Annotated in this window: 16 protein-coding genes; 12 read left to right on the top strand and 4 right to left on the bottom strand. The window is 73.8% G+C overall.

Going from position 1 to position 18,679, the window contains the following annotated elements:
• Nucleotides 1–112: 112 nt before the first annotated feature.
• The 5 genes from folE (at nucleotide 113) to JOD51_RS01135 (ending at nucleotide 3,842) form a co-directional block, all read left to right on the top strand.
• Nucleotides 113–715 (top strand): GTP cyclohydrolase I FolE, encoded by a 603-nt coding sequence (gene folE / locus JOD51_RS01115; RefSeq protein ID WP_204610663.1) that lies wholly within the window; start codon nucleotides 113–115, stop codon nucleotides 713–715.
• Nucleotides 715–1,656: a dihydropteroate synthase gene (gene folP, locus JOD51_RS01120; RefSeq protein WP_204606680.1), complete on the top strand. Its 942-nt coding sequence runs from the start codon at nucleotides 715–717 to the stop codon at nucleotides 1,654–1,656. Before folE ends, folP begins: the two co-directional genes overlap by 1 nt.
• Nucleotides 1,653–2,399 (top strand): pyrimidine reductase family protein, encoded by a 747-nt coding sequence (locus JOD51_RS01125; RefSeq protein ID WP_204606681.1) that lies wholly within the window; start codon nucleotides 1,653–1,655, stop codon nucleotides 2,397–2,399. Before folP ends, JOD51_RS01125 begins: the two co-directional genes overlap by 4 nt.
• A gap of 97 nt (nucleotides 2,400–2,496) precedes the next feature.
• A complete protein-coding gene (locus JOD51_RS01130) occupies nucleotides 2,497–3,153 on the top strand; it encodes an HAD-IA family hydrolase (RefSeq protein ID WP_259558099.1) in 657 nt (218 codons plus the stop codon).
• A 140-nt stretch (nucleotides 3,154–3,293) separates the two neighbouring features.
• A complete protein-coding gene (locus tag JOD51_RS01135; protein WP_204606682.1) occupies nucleotides 3,294–3,842 on the top strand; it encodes a type 1 glutamine amidotransferase domain-containing protein in 549 nt (182 codons plus the stop codon).
• A gap of 91 nt (nucleotides 3,843–3,933) precedes the next feature.
• Here the strand turns inward: JOD51_RS01135 and JOD51_RS01140 are convergent, their stop codons facing one another.
• Nucleotides 3,934–4,494: a molybdenum cofactor biosysynthesis protein gene (locus tag JOD51_RS01140; protein WP_204606683.1), complete on the bottom strand. Its 561-nt coding sequence runs from the start codon at nucleotides 4,492–4,494 to the stop codon at nucleotides 3,934–3,936.
• A gap of 104 nt (nucleotides 4,495–4,598) precedes the next feature.
• Between JOD51_RS01140 and JOD51_RS01145 the strand changes: the two genes are divergently transcribed.
• From JOD51_RS01145 to JOD51_RS01165, 5 genes are all read left to right on the top strand, one after another.
• Entirely contained in the window at nucleotides 4,599–6,245 is a 1,647-nt protein-coding gene (locus JOD51_RS01145) for a DNA-3-methyladenine glycosylase 2 family protein (RefSeq protein WP_275578851.1), read from the top strand.
• Nucleotides 6,242–6,754 (top strand): methylated-DNA--[protein]-cysteine S-methyltransferase, encoded by a 513-nt coding sequence (locus JOD51_RS01150; RefSeq protein WP_204606684.1) that lies wholly within the window; start codon nucleotides 6,242–6,244, stop codon nucleotides 6,752–6,754. The genes JOD51_RS01145 and JOD51_RS01150 overlap by 4 nt, the downstream gene beginning before the upstream one ends.
• A gap of 217 nt (nucleotides 6,755–6,971) precedes the next feature.
• On the top strand, nucleotides 6,972–7,796 hold the full coding sequence (locus tag JOD51_RS01155) for an alpha/beta fold hydrolase (RefSeq protein ID WP_204606685.1): 825 nt from the start codon (nucleotides 6,972–6,974) through the stop codon (nucleotides 7,794–7,796).
• Nucleotides 7,797–7,847: 51 nt separating this feature from the next.
• Nucleotides 7,848–8,735 carry an HAD family hydrolase gene (locus JOD51_RS01160; protein WP_204606686.1) on the top strand — a complete coding sequence of 296 codons (888 nt, stop codon included), beginning with the start codon at nucleotides 7,848–7,850 and terminating at the stop codon, nucleotides 8,733–8,735.
• Between the two features lie 131 nt (nucleotides 8,736–8,866).
• Nucleotides 8,867–10,339 (top strand): APC family permease, encoded by a 1,473-nt coding sequence (locus tag JOD51_RS01165; protein WP_204606687.1) that lies wholly within the window; start codon nucleotides 8,867–8,869, stop codon nucleotides 10,337–10,339.
• A 221-nt stretch (nucleotides 10,340–10,560) separates the two neighbouring features.
• On the opposite strand, the gene JOD51_RS01170 is transcribed toward JOD51_RS01165, so the two are convergent.
• Nucleotides 10,561–11,346 carry a LysE/ArgO family amino acid transporter gene (locus tag JOD51_RS01170; protein WP_259558095.1) on the bottom strand — a complete coding sequence of 262 codons (786 nt, stop codon included), beginning with the start codon at nucleotides 11,344–11,346 and terminating at the stop codon, nucleotides 10,561–10,563.
• Between the two features lie 68 nt (nucleotides 11,347–11,414).
• Between JOD51_RS01170 and JOD51_RS01175 the strand changes: the two genes are divergently transcribed.
• Entirely contained in the window at nucleotides 11,415–12,335 is a 921-nt protein-coding gene (locus tag JOD51_RS01175) for a LysR family transcriptional regulator ArgP (protein WP_204606688.1), read from the top strand.
• 207 nt (nucleotides 12,336–12,542) lie between these two features.
• On the top strand, nucleotides 12,543–13,061 hold the full coding sequence (locus JOD51_RS01180; protein ID WP_204606689.1) for a hypothetical protein: 519 nt from the start codon (nucleotides 12,543–12,545) through the stop codon (nucleotides 13,059–13,061).
• Between the two features lie 35 nt (nucleotides 13,062–13,096).
• Here the strand turns inward: JOD51_RS01180 and JOD51_RS01185 are convergent, their stop codons facing one another.
• Both JOD51_RS01185 and JOD51_RS01190 read right to left on the bottom strand, forming a co-directional pair.
• Nucleotides 13,097–13,876, bottom strand: coding sequence for a DNA-formamidopyrimidine glycosylase family protein (locus JOD51_RS01185; RefSeq protein WP_204606690.1), 780 nt, complete (start codon nucleotides 13,874–13,876; stop codon nucleotides 13,097–13,099).
• Between the two features lie 8 nt (nucleotides 13,877–13,884).
• Nucleotides 13,885–18,666: an ATP-dependent helicase gene (locus tag JOD51_RS01190; protein ID WP_204606691.1), complete on the bottom strand. Its 4,782-nt coding sequence runs from the start codon at nucleotides 18,664–18,666 to the stop codon at nucleotides 13,885–13,887.
• Nucleotides 18,667–18,679: the final 13 nt, after the last annotated feature.

Here is an 18,679-nt window from a genome sequence, read left to right on the forward strand (position 1 = left end):
CCGCAGGGTAGCCGTCCTGGAGGCCCGTCCCCCGTGATCGGGGTACGTCACCGCGTTCCGTGGTCAGTCGCACCCCCGCCGAGCGGTGTTGGATGACCTGGTGACGCAGCGCATGGACCGTGCCCGTGTCGAGGCCGCCGTGCGAGAGCTGCTGGCGGGCATCGGCGAAGACCCCGACCGACCCGGACTGGAGCGGACCCCGCAGCGGGTCGCCGACGCCTACACGGAGTTCTTCCGCGGGCTCGACCAGGACGCGACGCAGATCGCCCGCGACGGCACGGTGCCCGCCGGCGACGGTGAGCGCGGTGACCTGGTGATCGTCCGCGACATCCTGTTCCGCTCGGTGTGCGAACACCACCTGTTGCCGTTCCTCGGCACCGCGCACCTGGCGTACGCGCCGGGCGAGCGGCTCATCGGCCTGGGGACGCTGGCGCGTGTGGTGGAGGCGCTGGCCTCCCGCCCGCAGCTGCAGGAGCGCCTCGGCGAGCAGGTCGTTCAGGCGGTGCAGGACGGCCTCGAGGCGCGCGGCGTCCTGGTCGTCCTCGATGCCCAGCACCAGTGCGTGACGACCCGGGGGGAGCGGCAGACGAGCTCCACGACGGTGACCGTCGCAGCGAGCGGGATCCTCGCCGACGCGGCCGGACGGGCCGAGGCGATCGCGCTCATCAGCAGCGGCAGCGGCAGCGGCGGCACCGGCAGCGGGGCGGACGCCTGATGCGCGTCGGACTCGGCACGGGCCTCCCGTCCGGTGCGGCCGGCGCGACCGGACCCGGGTGGGTCGTCCCCGACCTGCGCGAACCGGTCCGCACCATCGGCCGCCGCACCTTCGACTTCGACCACCGCATCGCGGTGATGGCGATCGTCAACCGCACGCCGGACTCGTTCCACGACAAGGGCCGCACGTTCGCCCTCGACCGCGCGGTCGAGGCCGCCGTCACCGCCGCCGAGCAGGGCGCCGACTGGGTCGACATCGGCGGCGTGAAGTTCGCTCCCGGGCCGGAGCTGTCCGCGGCCGACGAGATCGAGCGCGTCGTCCCCGTCGTCGAGCAGGTCGCGCAGCAGTCCGACGTGACGATCAGCGTCGACACCTTCCGCCCCGAGGTCGCGGCCGCCGCGATCGCCGCCGGCGCCAGCGTCGTCAACGACACCACCGGCCTGGCCGATCTTCGGATGGCCGCCGTCGTGGCGGACTCGGACGCGACGATCGTCATCACGCACTCCCTCGCGGCACCGCGGCAGCAGTACCCGAAGCCGCAGTACGCCGACGTTGCGGGGGAGGTCGCGGCCTTCCTGCGGCTCCGTGTCGACCGGGCGCTCGAGGCAGGCATCCCCGAGGACCGGATCATCATCGACCCCGGCCACGACCTCAACAAGACCACGGTGCACACACTCGAGCTGACCCGGCGCCTGCCGGAGGTCGTCGCCCTCGGCTACCCGGTCCTCGCCGCGGTGTCGAACAAGGACTTCGTGGGGGAGAGCCTCGGCCGGCCCCGCGGTGAACGGCTGTCCGGGACGCTGGCGGCAGCGACGGTCAGCGCCATGCTCGGTGCCCGCATCGTCCGGATGCACGACGTCGTCGAGTCCGTCGACGCGATGCGCATGGTCGAGACCGTCCTCGGCTGGCGCGCACCCCTGGAAGCGAGGCACAACACGTGACGCACCTGCCCGACCCGATCGCCGACCTGTCCGACGACGAAGTCCTCGACGCCTACACCGACGCCGCCGACGGCACGGCCGACGGCGGCTGGCTCCGCGTCAACTTCGTCAGCTCCCTCGACGGCTCCGCCACCGCCGCCGGCAAGTCCGGGTCCCTGGGCGGTGACGACGACCTGCGCGTGTTCGACCTGCTGCGCCGGGTCGCCGACGTCGTCCTGGTCGCCGCGGGCACCGTCCGCGACGAGGGGTACGGGCCGATGGTGCTGCACGACGCCGACGTCGCCTGGCGTCGGGCGCACGGGCTGCCCGACCACCCGGTGTTCGCGATCGTCACGGGGTCGCTCGGTCTCGACCCGGCCTCGCGGGTGTTCACCGAGGCGCCGGTCCGACCGGTCGTCCTCACCTCGGCGTCCGCAGACCCCTCGCGGCGACACGCGCTCGAGGCCGTCGCGGACGTGGTGTCGTGCGGTGAGGACGCCGTCGACCCGGCACAGGTCCGGGCCGCGCTGGTCGACCGGGGCCTCCGCACCATCCACTGTGAAGGTGGGCCGTCCTTCCTCGGCGCACTGGTCGCGGCCGACCTCGTCGACGAGCTGTGCCTGTCGATCGACCCGTCACTCGAGGGCGGCGACGGCGGGCGCATCGTGCACGGGTCGTCCCCGGAACTCCGCTCGATGCGGCTGGCGCACGTGCTGCTCGGGGCCGGGGACGTGCTGTTGACGCGGTACGTGCGGGCGCGCTGACGGGGTGCTCCCTGCTCGTCCACCCGCCTGTCCACCCGCTGGCGGTCCTGCCTGCCGGGGGAGGGGCCCGACACGCCTGCCGGGTAGGGTCGGGCGCGTGATCGATGTCGTGGTGTCCGGGGTCCTGTTCGACATGGACGGGACGCTCGTCGACTCGACCGCCATCGTCGAGGGTGCGTGGGGCCGCTTCGGCGCCGAGCACGACCTCGACCCGCAGACGATCCTCGGCTTCTCGCACGGCCGTCAGACGATCGACACCATCCGGCACTTCCTGCCCGACCTGGCTCCCGACGAACAGCGTCGGGTCGCACTCGAACTGGTCAACGACGAGGTCGAGAACACCGACGGCATCATCGAGGTCCCCGGCGCCGGTGCGTTCGTCCGTCGACTCCTGGCCGCAGGTGTGCCGGTCGCGCTCGTCACCAGCGCGCCGCGGGACCTCGCCGTGAACCGGATGCGCGCCGCCGACGTGCCCGTCCCGGACGCCGTGGTCGCCGCCGACGACGTCGAGCACGGCAAGCCCCACCCGGACGGCTACCTGCGGGGCGCGGCCCTGCTCGGCGTCGCGGCCGAGGACTGCCTGGCCTTCGAGGACGCCCCGGCCGGCCTGGAGGCTGCGCTCGCGTCCGGTGCGACGACCGTCGCCGTCGGGCAGCTCGCCCCCGCCGACCTGCCGGCGGACCTGGTGCGCATCACGGGGTACGACGGCGTCACGGTGACGGCCAAGGGGGACGGGTTCCGCATCCGGGGCTGACGCGGCAGGCCCGGGCCGGCCCGGCAGGCCGGTCCGCGCACTCCGGCTGGACGTCCCCCTGCGCACTGCGAACGCACCCAGCGGCGTCCGACGACCCTGGTCCCTGCAGCCGGAGACCCCGGCCTGCGGAAGGAGTGACCATGGCAGCCCTCGACGGCAAGAAGATCCTCGTCATCGCGACGAACTACGGCGTGGAGCAGGACGAGATCGTCGTGCCCACCGACCAGCTCCGTGAGCGCGGCGCCACCGTGACGGTCGCCGCCAAGGAGTCCGGCTCGATCCAGACCCTGGTCGGCGACAAGGACCCGGGCAAGGACGTCGACGTCGACACCACCCTCGACGGTGTCTCGGCCGGCGACTTCGACGCCCTCGTGGTCCCCGGTGGCACGATCAACGCCGACACCATCCGCCAGGAGGCCGCCGCGATCGACCTCGTGAAGGCGTTCGTCGAGGCCGGCAAGCCGGTCGCGGCGATCTGCCACGGCCCGTGGACCCTCGTCGAGGCCGGTGTCCTGCCGGGTCGCACGATCACGTCGTTCCCCTCGCTGCAGACCGACGTCCGCAACGCCGGTGCCGAGTGGGTCGACCAGGAGGTCCAGGTCGACGAGACCGGCAGCACGATCATCACGTCGCGGAACCCCGGCGACCTGCCGGCGTTCGTCGACGCGATCCAGGCTGCCCTCGCCTGACCCCTCGCAACACGCAACGTGGGCGGCGACGCGCAGCGGTACTCCGCCGCGCGACACCGCCCACGTTGCGTTTCGCGGGGCCGGGGCCGCGTCAGCCGACCGGGACCTCGTGGGCGGTGCGGAGCACGGCACGGCCGAGGGCGAGCACGCCGTCGGACTCCGGGTCGCAGCGCACCCCGCCCCGCCCGCGCATCGCCCGGAACGCCCCGGGTGCCACCTCGGTGTCCATCCACGCGCACGGGTTCGCCGGCCGGTACCCGCGGAACAGGACCGGGCCGTCGCCGGAGTCCAGCGAGAACGGCTCCCCCCGCAGTGCCTCGACGTCGACGCCGCGCAGGAACACGTTCCGCCGTGTCGCCGCCGGGTCGATCGACACCCCGAGTTCCCGTCCCACCGCCTCGAGCCCCGCGACACCGATCAGGGTCACCGACGCGTGCACGTGCGCCCGGGCCGCGAAGTACCGGTCGCCGACGATCCCGAGTCCGGCACGCAGTTCGACGCGGTCGCGGAGCTCCTCCTCCTCGGTCGGTGACGCGCCGTCCGCGGGGCGGCCCTCGTAGCGGTGCCTCCGGGAGACCAGCAGCATCGTCACCTCGACGTCGCGGGCGTGCGGCAGCACGACGGAGGCGACCGGGTCGGGGACGGGAGCCATGCGGTCGACGGTAGCCGTGCCTCCCGGCCGTCCCGTCCACGCGCGGTGCTGCGACGTCCGATTCCCGCCAGTCCGGTGTCGTGGGCCCGTGCCAGGCTGACCGCATGACGACCACCGGAGCCGCCGCGCCGCCCGACGCGCTGTCCGATCCGCTGCCCGATCCGCTGCACGACGAGCGGTACCGGATCGCGGCCTCGCGGGACGCCCGGTTCGACGGCCAGTTCGTCACCGCCGTGCACTCCACCGGTATCTACTGCCGCCCGAGCTGCCCCGCCCGCACACCGCGCTCGACGGGCGTCACCTTCTACCGGACGAGCGCCGCCGCGCACCTCGCCGGCTTCCGCGCATGCCGCCGCTGCCTGCCCGAGGCCACGCCCGGCAGCCCGGAGTGGGACCTCCGCGAGGACGTCGCCGCCCGTGCGATGCGCCTGGTCCTCGACGGCGTCGTCGAACGGGAGGGCGTCCCCGGCCTCGCCGGTCGCGTCGGCTACTCGGAACGGCAGCTGAACCGGATCATGACGGACGAGCTGGGTGCGGGGCCGAAGGCGCTCAGCCGTGCGCACCGGGCGCAGACCGCGCGGACCCTGCTCACCTCGTCCGACCTGCCGATCGCGGACGTCGCCTTCGCCGCCGGGTTCACGAGCATCCGCCAGTTCAACGACACCGTCCGCGAGGTCTTCGCGCTCACCCCCAGCGAGCTGCGAGCCCGACGGCGGGTCGCGCCGGGCGGCGACGGTGCGCTCCGCGTACACCTGCCGGCACGGCCGCCGTTCGACGTGCAGGGGCTGCTCGAGTGGCACGCGCTGCACGCGCTCGCCGGCACGGAGCAGGTCGGCTTCGACGCGGCTGGGCGGGTCGCGTCGTACGGGCGGGTGCTGGACCTGCCGGGAGGCCCGGGCTGGTTCCGCGCGACGGCTGCGGACGCCGACGGGGCTGGTTCCGGCACCGGCGGCTCCGGCGCTCGGGCCGGGCGGGTGCGGACCGGGCTGGACCTGCTCGTCCGGCTCACCGACCTGTCGGACCTGCCCACGCTCGTGGCCCGGGTCCGGTCGTTGTTCGACCTCGACGCCGACCCGGTGGCGGTGGACGCTGCCCTGGCGGCGGTGCCCGAGCTCGCACCGGTCGTCGCACGCGTGCCCGGCATGCGCCTGCCGGGGGCGGTGGACCCGCACGAGGTGGTGTTCCGGACCCTCATCGGACAGCAGGTGTCCGTCGCGGCGGCCCGGACGGCGCAGACACGGCTCGTGGCGGCACTGGGCCTGCCGGTGGCGGCCGGGCTCGTCCCCGGTCCCCCCGATGTCGACGAGGCACTCGTGCGGCTGTTCCCCCGTGCCGCGGTGATCGCCGAGCGCGGGCGGGAGGTCCTCCGCGGCCCCGCAGCCCGCGTCGACACGATCATGCGCGTCGCGGCGGCGCTCGCCGACGGCAGCCTGGTCGTCCACAGCGGTCAGTCGCTCGACGAACTCCGCTCCGGCCTGCTCGCCGTGAAGGGCATCGGCCCGTGGACGGCGGACTACACCGCACTCCGGGTCCGGCACCACCCCGATCTCTTCCTGCACAGCGACCTCGCCGTGCGGAACGGTGCACAGGAACTCGGGCTGCCCGGTTCGGCGCGGGAGCTCTCCCTATGGTCGGAACGGGTGGCCCCCTGGCGGAGCTACCTCACGATGCACTGCTGGCGGCCGATCATCGATCGCGCGATGGACCGGACCGCAGCGACCTCCACGAACCCCGGGAAGGAACCCCGATGACCGACGCCGTCCTCTCCACCCTCTCCACCCCCGACGGGCCCTTCACCGTGCTCGAGGACGACCGCGGGCGGGTCCTCGCCTCGGGGTGGACCGCCGACCCCGACCGGATCCTCGCGCGCCTGGCCGAACGGCACCGGCCGACCCGGGTCCTCGACGGGCAGGTCCGCGCAGCCGACGCGGTGGACGCCTACTACGCGGGGGAGCCCGAGCACGCCGTGCAGGTGCCCGTCCACCAGATCGGCACCGAGCTCTTCGCCGAGGGCTGGCGGCGGCTCCGGGACATCCCCGCGGGGTCGACGCTGACGTACACGGCGTTCGCCAGCGCCATGGGTCGCCCGGACGCCGTCCGCGCTGCCGCCAGCGTCTGCGCCCGGAACGCCCCCGCCCTGTTCGTCCCCTGCCACCGGGTCCTGCGCTCCGACGGTTCCCTGGGCGGTTTCGCCTGGGGACTCGACGTCAAGCGGTCCCTGCTCGAGCGGGAGTCCGTGACCGCCGACGCCCTCGTCTGAGCGCCCCTCGGACAGGGCACGTGTTCACAGGGAGCATCAAGCGCTCCCCCAGGACGTGGGTGGTGACGCCGAGCCCGGGGCCTGTCAGACTCACGACGACGGCGTGGTCCACGGAACACCGTGGACCGAGATCAGCGTCGACCGCGATGCGTGTGGCACCCACCGGTGCCGGACGACCGGAGCGCGCCACCCGCCGTCAGGACCGAACGAGGACGCCATGACGACCACCGCCGACCGATCGGTGCTGTCTGCGGACGGCACGCGGATCGCGGTCTCGTCGAGCGGCGACGGCCCGGCGCTCGTCCTCGTGGGCGGAGCCTTCGACCACCGGGGCACCCCGTTCGTCGACGGGATCGTCGCCGCCTTCTCCGACCGCTACCGGGTCGTCACCTACGACCGCCGTGGACGCGGGGAGAGCGGTGACACCCGGCCGTGGTCGGTCACGCGGGAGGTCGAGGACCTGGCCGCCGTCGTCGCCGACGTCGGCGGACCCGTCGACCTGCTCGGCATCTGCGTCGGCGCCGCGGTCGTCCTGCACGCGGTCGCCACCGGGCTGCCGGTCGGCCGTGCCGTCCTCTACGAACCGCCGTACCGTGCGAGCGTCGACGCGCACGCCGACGACGTGCTCTTCGCCGACCGGCTGGACGAGATGATCGCCGGCGGCCGTCGAGCCGCCGCGGTCCGCGCCTACCTCACCCGGGTGCTCGGCATCCCGATGCTGCAGGTCTCCGCCGTGCCCCTCAAGCCGAAGCTGTGGAAGGCGCTGCTCGCCGACGCCGGGGTCCTCGGCCGTGACGTCCGGGTCCTCAGCGGACTCGTCGTGCCGGAGCGGGCACTCGCCGCCGTGGGCATCCCCGTGCTCGTCGCCGCCGGCACCACCGGCCCGACCTGGACCCGGGCGGCCGCCCGCGCGGTGGTCGAGACCGTGCCCGGGTCGACCTCCGTGGTGCTCGAGGGGCAGGGCCACGTGCCGGACCCGGCGGTGCTGCGGAGCACGGTCGACGGCTTCCTCCAGCCCCAACCCAGCCCCGACGCGCACTGAACCGCGCACGGCCCCGTCGCCGCACCCGCTGACCTGCGCCAGGATGGACGGGTGAACGCACCCCGCCTCGGACTCCTGCTCGACGTCGACGGCCCGATCGCCAGCCCGCTCTCGCGGACCATCGCGATCCCGAGCATCGTCGAGGACCTGGTCGCCCTGGCGGCCGAGGGCATCCCCGTCGTGTTCAACACCGGACGCAGCGACGCCTTCATCCGCGAGCAGGTCGTCGGCCCGCTCCTCGCCGGGGGCCTCGCGGCCGGCGGCCGGGTGCACGCGGTCTGTGAGAAGGGCGCCGTCTGGTGCTCGATCGGCCCGCAGTTCCCCGACGGCATGGGCGACCTGACCGTCGCCGAGGACCTGGCGCTGCCGCGGGACTTCGCCGACGAGATGCGCGAGCTCGTCCGACAGCAGTACGCCGACCTGGTGTTCTTCGACGAGACGAAGCACGCGATGGTGTCGATCGAGCAGCTGGTGGACGTCGACAGCGCGGCGTACCTGGCCCGGCAGCCCGCGTTCGACGCGCAGGCGATGGCCGCACTCGAACGCCGGGGGCTCGGCGTCCGCCGCCTCGACGACGTGCGTCCGGACGAGCACGGCGCGGTGGCATGGCGGGTCGACCCGACGATCATCTCGACCGACGTCGAGTCCGACCGCAGCGGCAAGGACCTCGGTGCCGAGCGGGCCCTCGAACTGCTGGCCGAGGACGGCGACCTGCCCCTCGAGTGGCGCACGGTCGGCGACTCCCGCAGCGACTACGCGATGGCCGACTGGCTGCACGCCAACGGCCACCGGGTCGCCCACGTCGACGTCCGACCGGCCGACGGGGTGCCCGAGACGCCGTACCCCGTGCTCACCGCGCCCGACGGGGTCATCCACGACGAGGCCGGAGCCCGGTTCCTCCGTGCCTGGCGCGAGGGGCGCTCCGACTCGGCGGTCTGACCAGGGCCCGCAACCGGTCTGACCGGGGTCCGCAGCCGGCCCGACCAGCGGCACGCGACCTCCCGGTTGCACCGTCGTGCGGTATACCACTACCCTTCCGGGGTCCGCCTGCTCCGATGACGGGATCGTCCATGGCCCTCCGCACCAAGTCCATCGAGGCGTCGCTCGCCGACGCCGACGAGAAGGGGCGCTCGCTCAAGCGCTCCCTGAAGACGTTCGACATCGCCGCGATGGGGATCGCCGTCGCGGTCGGCGCCGGCATCTTCTCGGTCGGCGCGAACGCCGCCGCGAACTTCGCCGGCCCCGGCGTGATCGTGTCGTTCCTGCTCGCCGCCGTCACGTGCGGTCTGGCGATCATGTGCTACGCCGAGTTCGCCTCGACCATCCCGGTCGCGGGCTCCGCCTACACGTTCACGTACGCCACGATGGGCGAGCTGCTCGCGTGGATCGTCGGCTGGGACCTGATCCTCGAGACCCTGACCGCCAGCGCCGTGATCGCGAAGTACTGGGGGATCTACCTCAGCACCGCGTTCGACGTGTTCGGCGTCACGCTGCCGAGCACCATCGCGATCGGACCGATCGGCTTCACGTGGGGTCCGGTCCTCATCGTCGGCCTGTTCACCGCGCTGCTGGCGTTCGGCACCCGCCTGTCCAGCCGCGTCTCCGCCGTCATCACCGTGATCAAGGTCGCGATCGTCCTCTTCGTCATCGTGGTCGGCGCCTTCTTCGTCAAGGCAGCGAACTTCACGCCGTTCATCCCCGCCGCCGAGCCGACCAAGGGCGCCGAGGGCAGCGTCCTGACGCAGTCGCTCGTGTCCTGGATCACCGGTGCGGCACCGGCGCAGTACGGCGTCTTCGGGCTGCTGGCCGCGGCGTCGCTCGTGTTCTTCGCGTTCATCGGCTTCGACGTCGTCGCCACGAGTGCCGAGGAGACCGAGAACCCGCAGAAGACCCTGCCCCGCGGCATCTTCATCGGGCTCGGCATCGTCACGCTGCTCTACGTGGGTGTCAGCATCGTGATCACCGGCATGGTCTCGTACAAGCAGCTCGCCCAGGAGAAGGCGCCCTCGCTGGCGTCCGCGTTCGACATCGTCGGGCTGCCGTGGGCCGCCGGCATCATCGCGATCGGCTCCCTGATCGGCCTCACCACCGTCGTCATGGTGCTGCTGCTCGGCCTGTCCCGCATCGTGTTCTCGATGAGCCGTGACGGCCTCCTGCCCCGCTGGTTCTCGGTCACGAACCCGAAGACGCAGACCCCGGTCCGCGTGCAGGTCGTCGCGGGCATCGTCGTCGCCTTCCTCGCCGGGTTCACCGCGGTCGACAAGCTCGAGGGCATGATCAACATCGGCACGCTGTCCGCCTTCGTGCTGGTCTCGATCGGCATCATCGTGCTCCGGCGGTCGCGCCCCGACGCACCCCGGTCCTTCCGCGTGCCGTGGTCGCCCGTCGTCCCGATCCTGTCCGCGGTGCTCTGCTTCTGGTTGATGCTCAACCTGGAGGTCGAGACCTGGATCCGCTTCGTCGTCTGGCTCGTCATCGGCTTCGCGATCTACTTCGGCTACAGCCGCCGCAACAGCCGCGTCGGCAAGGCGATGCGCGAGTAGCCCCTCCGCCGACCAGCGCCCGCCGGCGCGCCACCCGGTGCCGTTCGGATCCGCACCACAGAAGACGGCCCGCGCCATGGCATCCCGTGGCGCGAGCCGTCTTCTGTTGGGCGGCGCCCGACGACGCCAGGCGAGCGGCGGGCAGCGCCGGGCCGCCGGGCCGCCGGGGCGCGGGCCGTCGGGGCGCGGGCCGCCGGGCCGCCGGGGCCGCCCGCCGCCCGTCAGGCGCCGAGGAGCAGCGTCACGCCGAAGGCGAGCATCACGACGGCGACCAGCGCGTCGAACACCCGCCACGTCAGCGGCTTCGCGAACAGCGGGCGCAGCAGCCGACCGCCGAAGCCGAGCGCACCGAACCACAGGCAGCTCGCCGCCACCGCCCCCACGGTCCACCACCACCGATCGTCGACCCCCTGCTGGTTCGCGACCGACCCGAGGAACACCAGCGTGTCCAGGTACACGTGCGGGTTCGCCCACGTGAAGACGAGCATGGTCAGGACCGCGGCGCGCATCGTCGGGCCCGCCGGGTCCCCTCCCACACGCCGGTCGCCCAGACCGGCCCGGCCGGGAGGCACCGCCCCACCCCGCAACGCGGGTGCAGCCTCCAGACCGTCACCTCCATGGCCCGCACCGGTCGGGACGGGCACCCCGTCCTCGGCGGCCCGCTCGTCGAGACGGATCGCCTCGCCCGAGGGCCGCAGCGCCCGCCGGGCCGCGAGCACCCCGTAGGTGAGCAGGAACGCCGCGCCGACGAACCGGATGACCAGCAGTGCTGCCGGTACCCGTTCGACGACGACCCCGACGCCGAGCACGCCCGCGATGATGAGTGCCGCGTCGGAGAGTGCGCAGACCGCCACCGCGACGGCGACCACACCGAGGCGCGCGCTGACCGCGAGCCGCAGCAGGTAGGTGTTCTGGACCCCGATCGCGACGATGAGGGCGAGCCCGGTGCCGAGGCCGGACAGGGCGGGGAGCAGGACGGGGAGCAGAGCGTCGAGCGGTGCGGTCACAGGGGAACCGTACGGGTCTGGTCAGGCGCAGGCCAGCTCATGTTCCTGGTGCACCGTAAGCTGGACTGATGGTTCGGTTCCAGCGTGACCACCTCGAGACCCTGCTCGCCGCCGTCGACGCGGGGACGTTCGACGCCGCCGCTCGTGCGCTGTCGATCACGCCCTCGGCGGTGTCGCAGCGGGTCAAGTCGATGGAGCAGCTCGTCGGCCGGGTGCTCCTGCAGCGGACCACCCCGATCGTGCCCACGGCGGACGGCGAGGTCGTCCTCCGGCACGCACGGCAGGTGCGGCTGCTCGACGAGGAGACCTCGCGGGCGCTCGACGTGCCCGGTGCGGACGTCCCGGGTCGGACCCCGTCGATCCCGCTCGCGGTGAACGCCGACTCGCTGGCGACGTGGTTCCTCGACGCCCTCGCGCTCGTCCGGACCGACACCGAGGTGGTGTTCGACCTGCACCGCGAGGACCAGGACCGCACCGCCGAACTGCTGCGGGCCGGGACGGTGATGGCGGCGGTCACGGCCGAGGCGGATCCGGTGCAGGGCTGCTCGTCCGTCCCGCTCGGTGTCGACCGCTACCGGGCCGTCGCCGCCCCCTCGTTCGTGCGCCGGTACCTCGACGGCGCGGACACCGAGCGCCGGATGACGACCCGTCTCGACCGGGTGCCGCTCGTGGACTACGACCGCGACGACGACCTGCAGCAGGGGTTCCTCCGGCGGGTGCTCGGGCACGCTCCCCGGGGTCCGCGGCACTTCGTCCCGAACTCGGCGGACTTCGCCCGGGCGGTGCAGCTCGGCTTCGGGTGGGGGCTGCTGCCCGAAGCGCAGTGCCTCGGGGCGCTCGAGCGGGGTGACCTCGTCGAACTCACGCCCGGGCGCCGGGCGGACGTGGCGCTGTGGTGGCAGCGGTGGAACCTGGCGTCGCCGCTGCTCGAACGCGTGACCGATGCGGTGCGCACGGTAGCGGCGGAGCGGCTGCACCCGCCGGCGTGACGGGTCGGACGGCGCCGCGGAACCCGACGCTCTGGCCCGACCACCGGACCAGGCCCCACCCCCGGACCAGGCCCGACCCCCGGACCAGGCCCGCCCCCCGACCAGGCCTGACCCCCGGGGCCGAGCACCGCACCCCAGCACGCCTGCCGGAGCCACAGGACGCACTCCTGGACCCCGGCACACCGACGTCCGCCTACCGTCCCGACCATGAGCACGCGCACCACGACCACCGCCGCCCTCGTCGGCTTCGCCACCATCGCCATGCTGCTCGGCGGTTGCGCGAACGCCGGCGCCCAGAACGGCAACCCGGTGGCGAAGGTCCCGGGTTCCGAGGAGTCCGCCACCCGCACCGACCCCGGGCAGCGCAACAGCTCGCCCTGCCAGGTCGCCTCGAGTGCCGCCGTCGACGCGGTCGACAAGGCCGTCGGACCGCACGACGGCACCGACGTCGCGAGCGTCACGAAGGGCGAGGCCGGCTGGTACCTCGGCGTCTCCGTGGCCCCGAGCCAGAGCGACGACCCGAACGACGACGAGGTCGCGGTCTTCGGCACCCAGGACGACCCGACCGCCGAGGACTTCGACGGCCGGGTGTTCCCGGTGAACAAGGTCGCCGAGGACGTCGTCGCCGACGAGAGCACGGCGACCGCCGCGCCGTCGGAGTTCTCGGAGACCTCGGACGCGGCGAAGCAGGTCCAGAGCTGCACCGTGGAGACCGTCGACCACTGACGCTGGTTCGCCTGGCCGGGCTGGCTGCGGGCTGGTCAGGTCTGGCAGCGCGGGCACCAGTAGGTGTCCCGCAGCGTGAGCTCCGACTCGCCCAGGTCGCCGGACCGCACCCGCGTCCCGCAGCGCAGGCAGGGCTTGCCGGCCCGGTTGTAGACCCAGAAGCGCTGCCCCGGCCGGTCGACGCCCGTGGTCACCCGGTTGCTCCGGTCGCGGTTCGCGACGATCAGCCGGGAGGCCATGGTCACCATCCGCGCCGGGTCCCGCACGTCGCGCACCGGCCGGGTGGGCAGCACGCCGCGCAGGAAGCAGAGTTCGTTCCGGTAGACGTTGCCGAGGCCCGCCATCACCCGCTGGTCGAGGAGCGCCAGGCCGACGGGCCGGTCCGGGTCCGCGGTGAGGTTCGCGAGGGCCACGTCGGCGTCCCAGTCTGGGCCGAGCAGGTCGGGGCCGAGGTGCCCGACGACGTCGGACTCCCGGTCGCGCGGCACGACCTCCAGGACACCGAGGGTGAAGCCGACCGTCGAGACGTCGGCGGCGTCCAGCACGACGCGCGCCTGGAACGCCGGTCGACGCCAGCGCTCGCCGGGGGCGTAGACGTCCCACCGGCCCTCCATCTTGAGGTGCGAGTGCACGGTCAGGTCGCCGATCCGGTGCAGCAGGTGCTTGCCGCGCGGGACGACCTCGTCGACGGTGCGGCCGACCAGGTCGAGCGTGGCGAACGCGGGCACCCGGAAGTCGCTGCGGGTCAGGACCTTGCCTGCGAGTGCGGCGTGCAACCGGGCCGCAGCGCGGAAGACGGTGTCGCCCTCAGGCACGGGTCTCCTCAGGCACGGAGTCGCAGTCCCTGGGGCGTGGCGGTGAAGCCCGCGGTGCGGAGGGCGTCGCCGAGGGGTGCCTCGAGCACGAAGACCCCGTCGACCCGTTCGACGGACAGCTTGCCGAGTCCGCTCCGGACGGTCGTGGCGATCGACGTGGCTGCCGCGGCCAGGTCGGCCGGGTCCTCCGTGAACGTCAGGACGCTCTTGCCGCCGCGCTCGACGTAGACGGCGAGCCGACCGTCGACGAGCACGACGAGCGCACCGGCCTTGCGGCCCGGACGGTGGCCGCGGGCACCGCCCTTCGCGGGGGCGGTGCCCGCGCCGGCCTGCGCGACCGGACCCGCGGTCGGACCCGCGACCGGACGCGCAGCCGCACCCGCGGCCGGGTCAGCGGCCGGGTCGTCGGGGTCGACCGGTGCGGGTTCGTGCGGCCAGGGCAACGACGCACCGAAGGGGTTCGCGGGGTCGGTGGCGGACAGCGTCAGGGCCTCCCGGGCACGGTCTGGGTCGGCGCGTTCCTCGTCGTCCAGGTCCTTCGCGTACGTACGGAGGCGGTCGACGGTCGGCCCGGTCGCGAACTGCGCGGCGCCGAGCCCCTCGACGAAGTACCCGCGTCGGGCACGGCCGGACTCCTCGAACTTCGCCAGCACGCGGTACACCCCCGCGAACCCGCCGCGGACGCCCTCGACCTGCACAGCCCCGCGGGTGACGACGCCGTAGCGCTCGAGCAGCAGTTCCGCGGTCGCCGCGGCCCGGACGGTGGCGTCGGGTTCGGCGAGCGGCAGGAGGGACCAGCGTCCGCCGACGTTCGGCGGCCCGGACTGGGTCGGCAGTGTCGGGCGCCGGCGGCCGCGGTAGGCGCGGGTGCGCGGCGCGCTCGAGGTCCGGGCCTTGCCGCCGAGCATCGCCCGCAGCGGGGCGAACGTGTCGTTGGTGATCTGCCCGGCCCAGACCAGGTCCCACAGCGCGGTGGTCAGCGCGGAGTCGTCGGTGCTGCCGACGGCCTGTCCGAGCTGCCGGAAGAAGTACGCGCCGCCGCCGGCGAGGGCGCCGAGGACGTCCCGCTGCAGCTCGGTGGTCTCGTCGCCCGCGGCCTCCGCCAGGGTGGTCGCGGCGGTGTCGGCGAGGTGCAGTCGGACCCAGCCGTCGTTGCCGGGCAGGGTGCCGCCGCCGGACCAGAGGACCTCGCCGGTGGCGGTCAGCTCGTCGAGCATGCTCGGGGCGTAGTCGGCGACGCGGGCGGGCAGCACGAGCGACTCCCACGAGCTGGCGGGCAGGGCCACCCCGGACAGCTGGTCGACCACCTGCAGCACGCCGTCGATCCCGCGCAGCCCACCGCGGGCGCCGGCGATGCGGACGTGCTGCCACGCGGGCAGGAAGCGGGCCAGGGCGTCAGGGGCGACCGGTTCGACCTCGTGCCGGAGTGCCGCGAGCGACTTCGTGCGGATGCGGCGGAGCACCTCGGCGTCGCACCACTCGGCACCCTGGCGGTCGGGCCGGAACTCGCCCTCGACCAGGCGTCGGTCGGCGGTCAGGCGGCGCAGGGTGTCCTGCACGACCGCGATCCCGAGTCCCAGGCGGGACGCCGCCTCCTGCGCGCCGAAGGGCCCGTGGCTGCGGGCGTACCGGCCGACCAGGTCACCGAGCGGGTCCGCGACCGGCTCGACGAACGCCGTCGGGACCCCGATCGGCAGCGGTACCCCGAGGGCGTCGCGGAGGCGGGAGGCGTCCTCGATCACGGCCCAGCGGGTGGCGCCGGCGTGCGAGAACGCCAGGACACGGCGGTCGCGTTCGAGCCCGCCGAGCGCGGTGCGGAGGGCCGCGGCGGCCTCGGTGCGGTCGGGGGCCTCGGCGAGCCAGCTCCGGTCGATCAGTTCGTCCAGGTCGAGCGCGCCGACGAGCCGGAGCACGTCGACCATGCCCTCGACGTCCCGTGCCCGGCGGTCGGGGGAGAGCCGTTGCAGGTCGCGCTCGACACCGTCGATGACGGCCGGGTCGAGTAGCTCGCGGAGCTCCGCGCGACCGAGCAGCTCGCTGAGCAGGGTCGAGTCGAGCGACAGTGCAGCGGCCCGGCGTTCGGCGAGCGGGGAGTCGCCCTCGTACATGAACGCCGCGACGTACCCGAACAGCAGGGTCCGCGCGAACGGCGAGGGCTGTTCGGTCTCGCTCTCGACCAGACGGATCCGGCGCCGGGCGATCTCGTCCGCGATGCCGAGCAGGGCGGGCACGTCGTACACGTCCTGCAGCACCTCGCGCACGGTCTCGAGCAGGATCGGGAACGTCGGGTACTTCTGCGCGACCTCGAGCAGCTGCGATGCCCGCTGGCGCTGCTGCCAGAGCGGCGACCGGCGGCCCGGGTCACGGCGGGGCAGCAGGAGCGCACGGGCCGCACACTCGCGGAAGCGTGCGGCGAACAGCGCGGACCCGCCGACCTCGTCGGTGACGATGGTCTCGAGGTCGTCGCGTTCGAAGACGAACAGCTCCGCCCCGGGAGGCTCGGCGTCCGTCTCCGGGATCCGCACGACGATCCCGTCGTCCGCCGCCATGGCGCCACCGTCGATCCCGTGCCGTTCCCGCAGCCGGGCCGCGACCGCGAGGGCCCACGGCGCGTGCACGGTCATGCCGTACGGGGAGTGCAGGATCAGCCGCCAGTCGCCGAGTTCGTCGCGGAAGCGCTCGACGACGAGCGTGGTGTCGCTCGGCACGTGGCCGGTGGCCGCGCGCTGGTCACGCAGGAAGGTGATGAGGTTCGTGACCGCGCGCTCGTCGAGCCCGACGCCGGCGACCCGGGCCCGGGCGTCCTCGTCGGACGCGGACTCGACCTCTCGGACGAAGGCCCCGGTGGCGCGGCCGAGCTCGGCGGGGCGGCCGAGTCCGTCGCCCTTCCAGAACGGCACCCGGCCCGGCTGCCCGAACGCGGGGCTGACCAGGACCCGGTCGTGGGTGATCTCCTCGATCCGCCAGCTGGTGGCACCGAGCGCGAAGACGTCCCCGACGCGCGACTCGTAGACCATCTCCTCGTCGAGCTCGCCGACGCGGGAGGCTCGCTCGCCGACCATGAACACGCCGAACATGCCGCGGTCGGGGATCGTCCCGCCGCTCGTGACGGCCAGGCGCTGCGCTCCCGGACGCCCGGTCAGGGTGCCGTGCACGCGGTCCCAGACCAGGCGCGGCCGCAGCTCGGCGAACTCGTCGCTCGGGTACCGGCCGGTGACCAGGTCGAGCGTCGCGTCGAAGACGGAGCGCGGGAGTCCGCTGAAGGGGGCGCTGCGCCGGACCAGGTCGAACCAGTGCTCGACGTCCACGGTGTCGATGGCGCCGGCGGCGACGGTGTGCTGCGCGAGGACGTCGAGCGGGTTGGCGGGGACCGAGATCGACTCGATCTGCCCGGCGACCATGCGCTCGACGGTCACGGCGCTGTTGACCAGGTCCGCCCGGTGCTTCGGGAACAGGACGCCGCGCGAGATCTCGCCGACCTGGTGTCCGGCTCGCCCGACGCGCTGCAGTCCGCTGGCGACCGACGGTGGCGCTTCGACCTGGATGACGAGGTCGACCTCGCCCATGTCGATGCCGAGTTCGAGCGAGCTGGTGGCGACCACGCAGCGCAGCCGTCCGGACTTCAGGTCGTCCTCGATGATCGCGCGCTGGTCCTTGGACACCGAACCGTGGTGGGCGCGGGCGAGCACCGGGATGCTCCGGTCCGAACCGCCGCCGTCGGTCTGCCCGGACTGGCCGACGATCTGGGCCGGGGGTCGCTTCGGCTGGGCCACCGGCGCGTGCGCGGACGCCCGCCCCGGGGACTGCGCGACCGGCGTCGCACCGACGCCGGCGCCCACGGGTTCGGCCACCTGGGTCGTCGCGAGTGCCCGCTCCTCGTGGATCTCGTTGAGCCGGGCGGTCAGGCGTTCGGCGAGCCGTCGGGAGTTGGCGAAGACGATGGTCGACCGGTGCTGCTCGACGAGGTCCACCACGGACTCTTCGACGTGTGGCCAGATCGACCCGTTCGTCGGCCCGGAGGTCGCATCGGCCCCGACCGGCGGCGCTCCGAGCTCGGTCATGTCGTCGACCGGCACGACGACGCGCAGGTCGAAGGTCTTCTGCGCGGGCGGCGCGATGATCTGCACGGGTGCGCGGCCGCCGAGGAACCGTGCGACCTCTTCCGCCGGGCGCACGGTGGCGGACAGCCCGATGCGCTGGACGGGCTTCTCGAGCAGGTCGTCGAGACGCTCCAGCGAGACGGCGAGGTGGGCGCCACGCTTCGACGAGGCGACCGCGTGCACCTCGTCCACGATCACGGTGTCGACGTTCACCAGGGTCTCGCGCGCCTTCGACGTCAGCATCAGGTACAGCGACTCGGGCGTGGTGATGAGGATGTCCGGCGGCAGGCGGAGCAGCTTCTGCCGGTCGGACGACGGGGTGTCGCCGCTCCGGACCCCGACGGTGACGTCGGGCGGTTCGAGCCCGAGTCGCTTGGCCGTCTGCGTGATCCCGACGAGTGGCGAGCGCAGGTTCCGCTCGACGTCGACACCGAGGGCCTTGAGCGGCGAGACGTAGAGCACGCGCGTGCGCTGCTTGGCGGGCGGGGTGTCCGACGCCGAGATCAGCCGGTCGATCGACCACAGGAACGAGGCCAGGGTCTTGCCGGAGCCGGTCGGGGCGATGACGAGCGCGTGCTGTCCGGTCGAGATGGCGTCCCAGGCGCCGGCCTGCGCGGCCGTCGGTTCACGGAACGCCCCCCGGAACCACTCGGCGGTGGCAGGGGAGAAGCGCTCGAAGACGTCCGTCATGGTCCGCCCCATC

The sequence above is a fragment of the Curtobacterium herbarum genome, from assembly GCF_016907335.1.
In the GTDB taxonomy this organism is placed as follows: domain Bacteria; phylum Actinomycetota; class Actinomycetes; order Actinomycetales; family Microbacteriaceae; genus Curtobacterium; species Curtobacterium herbarum.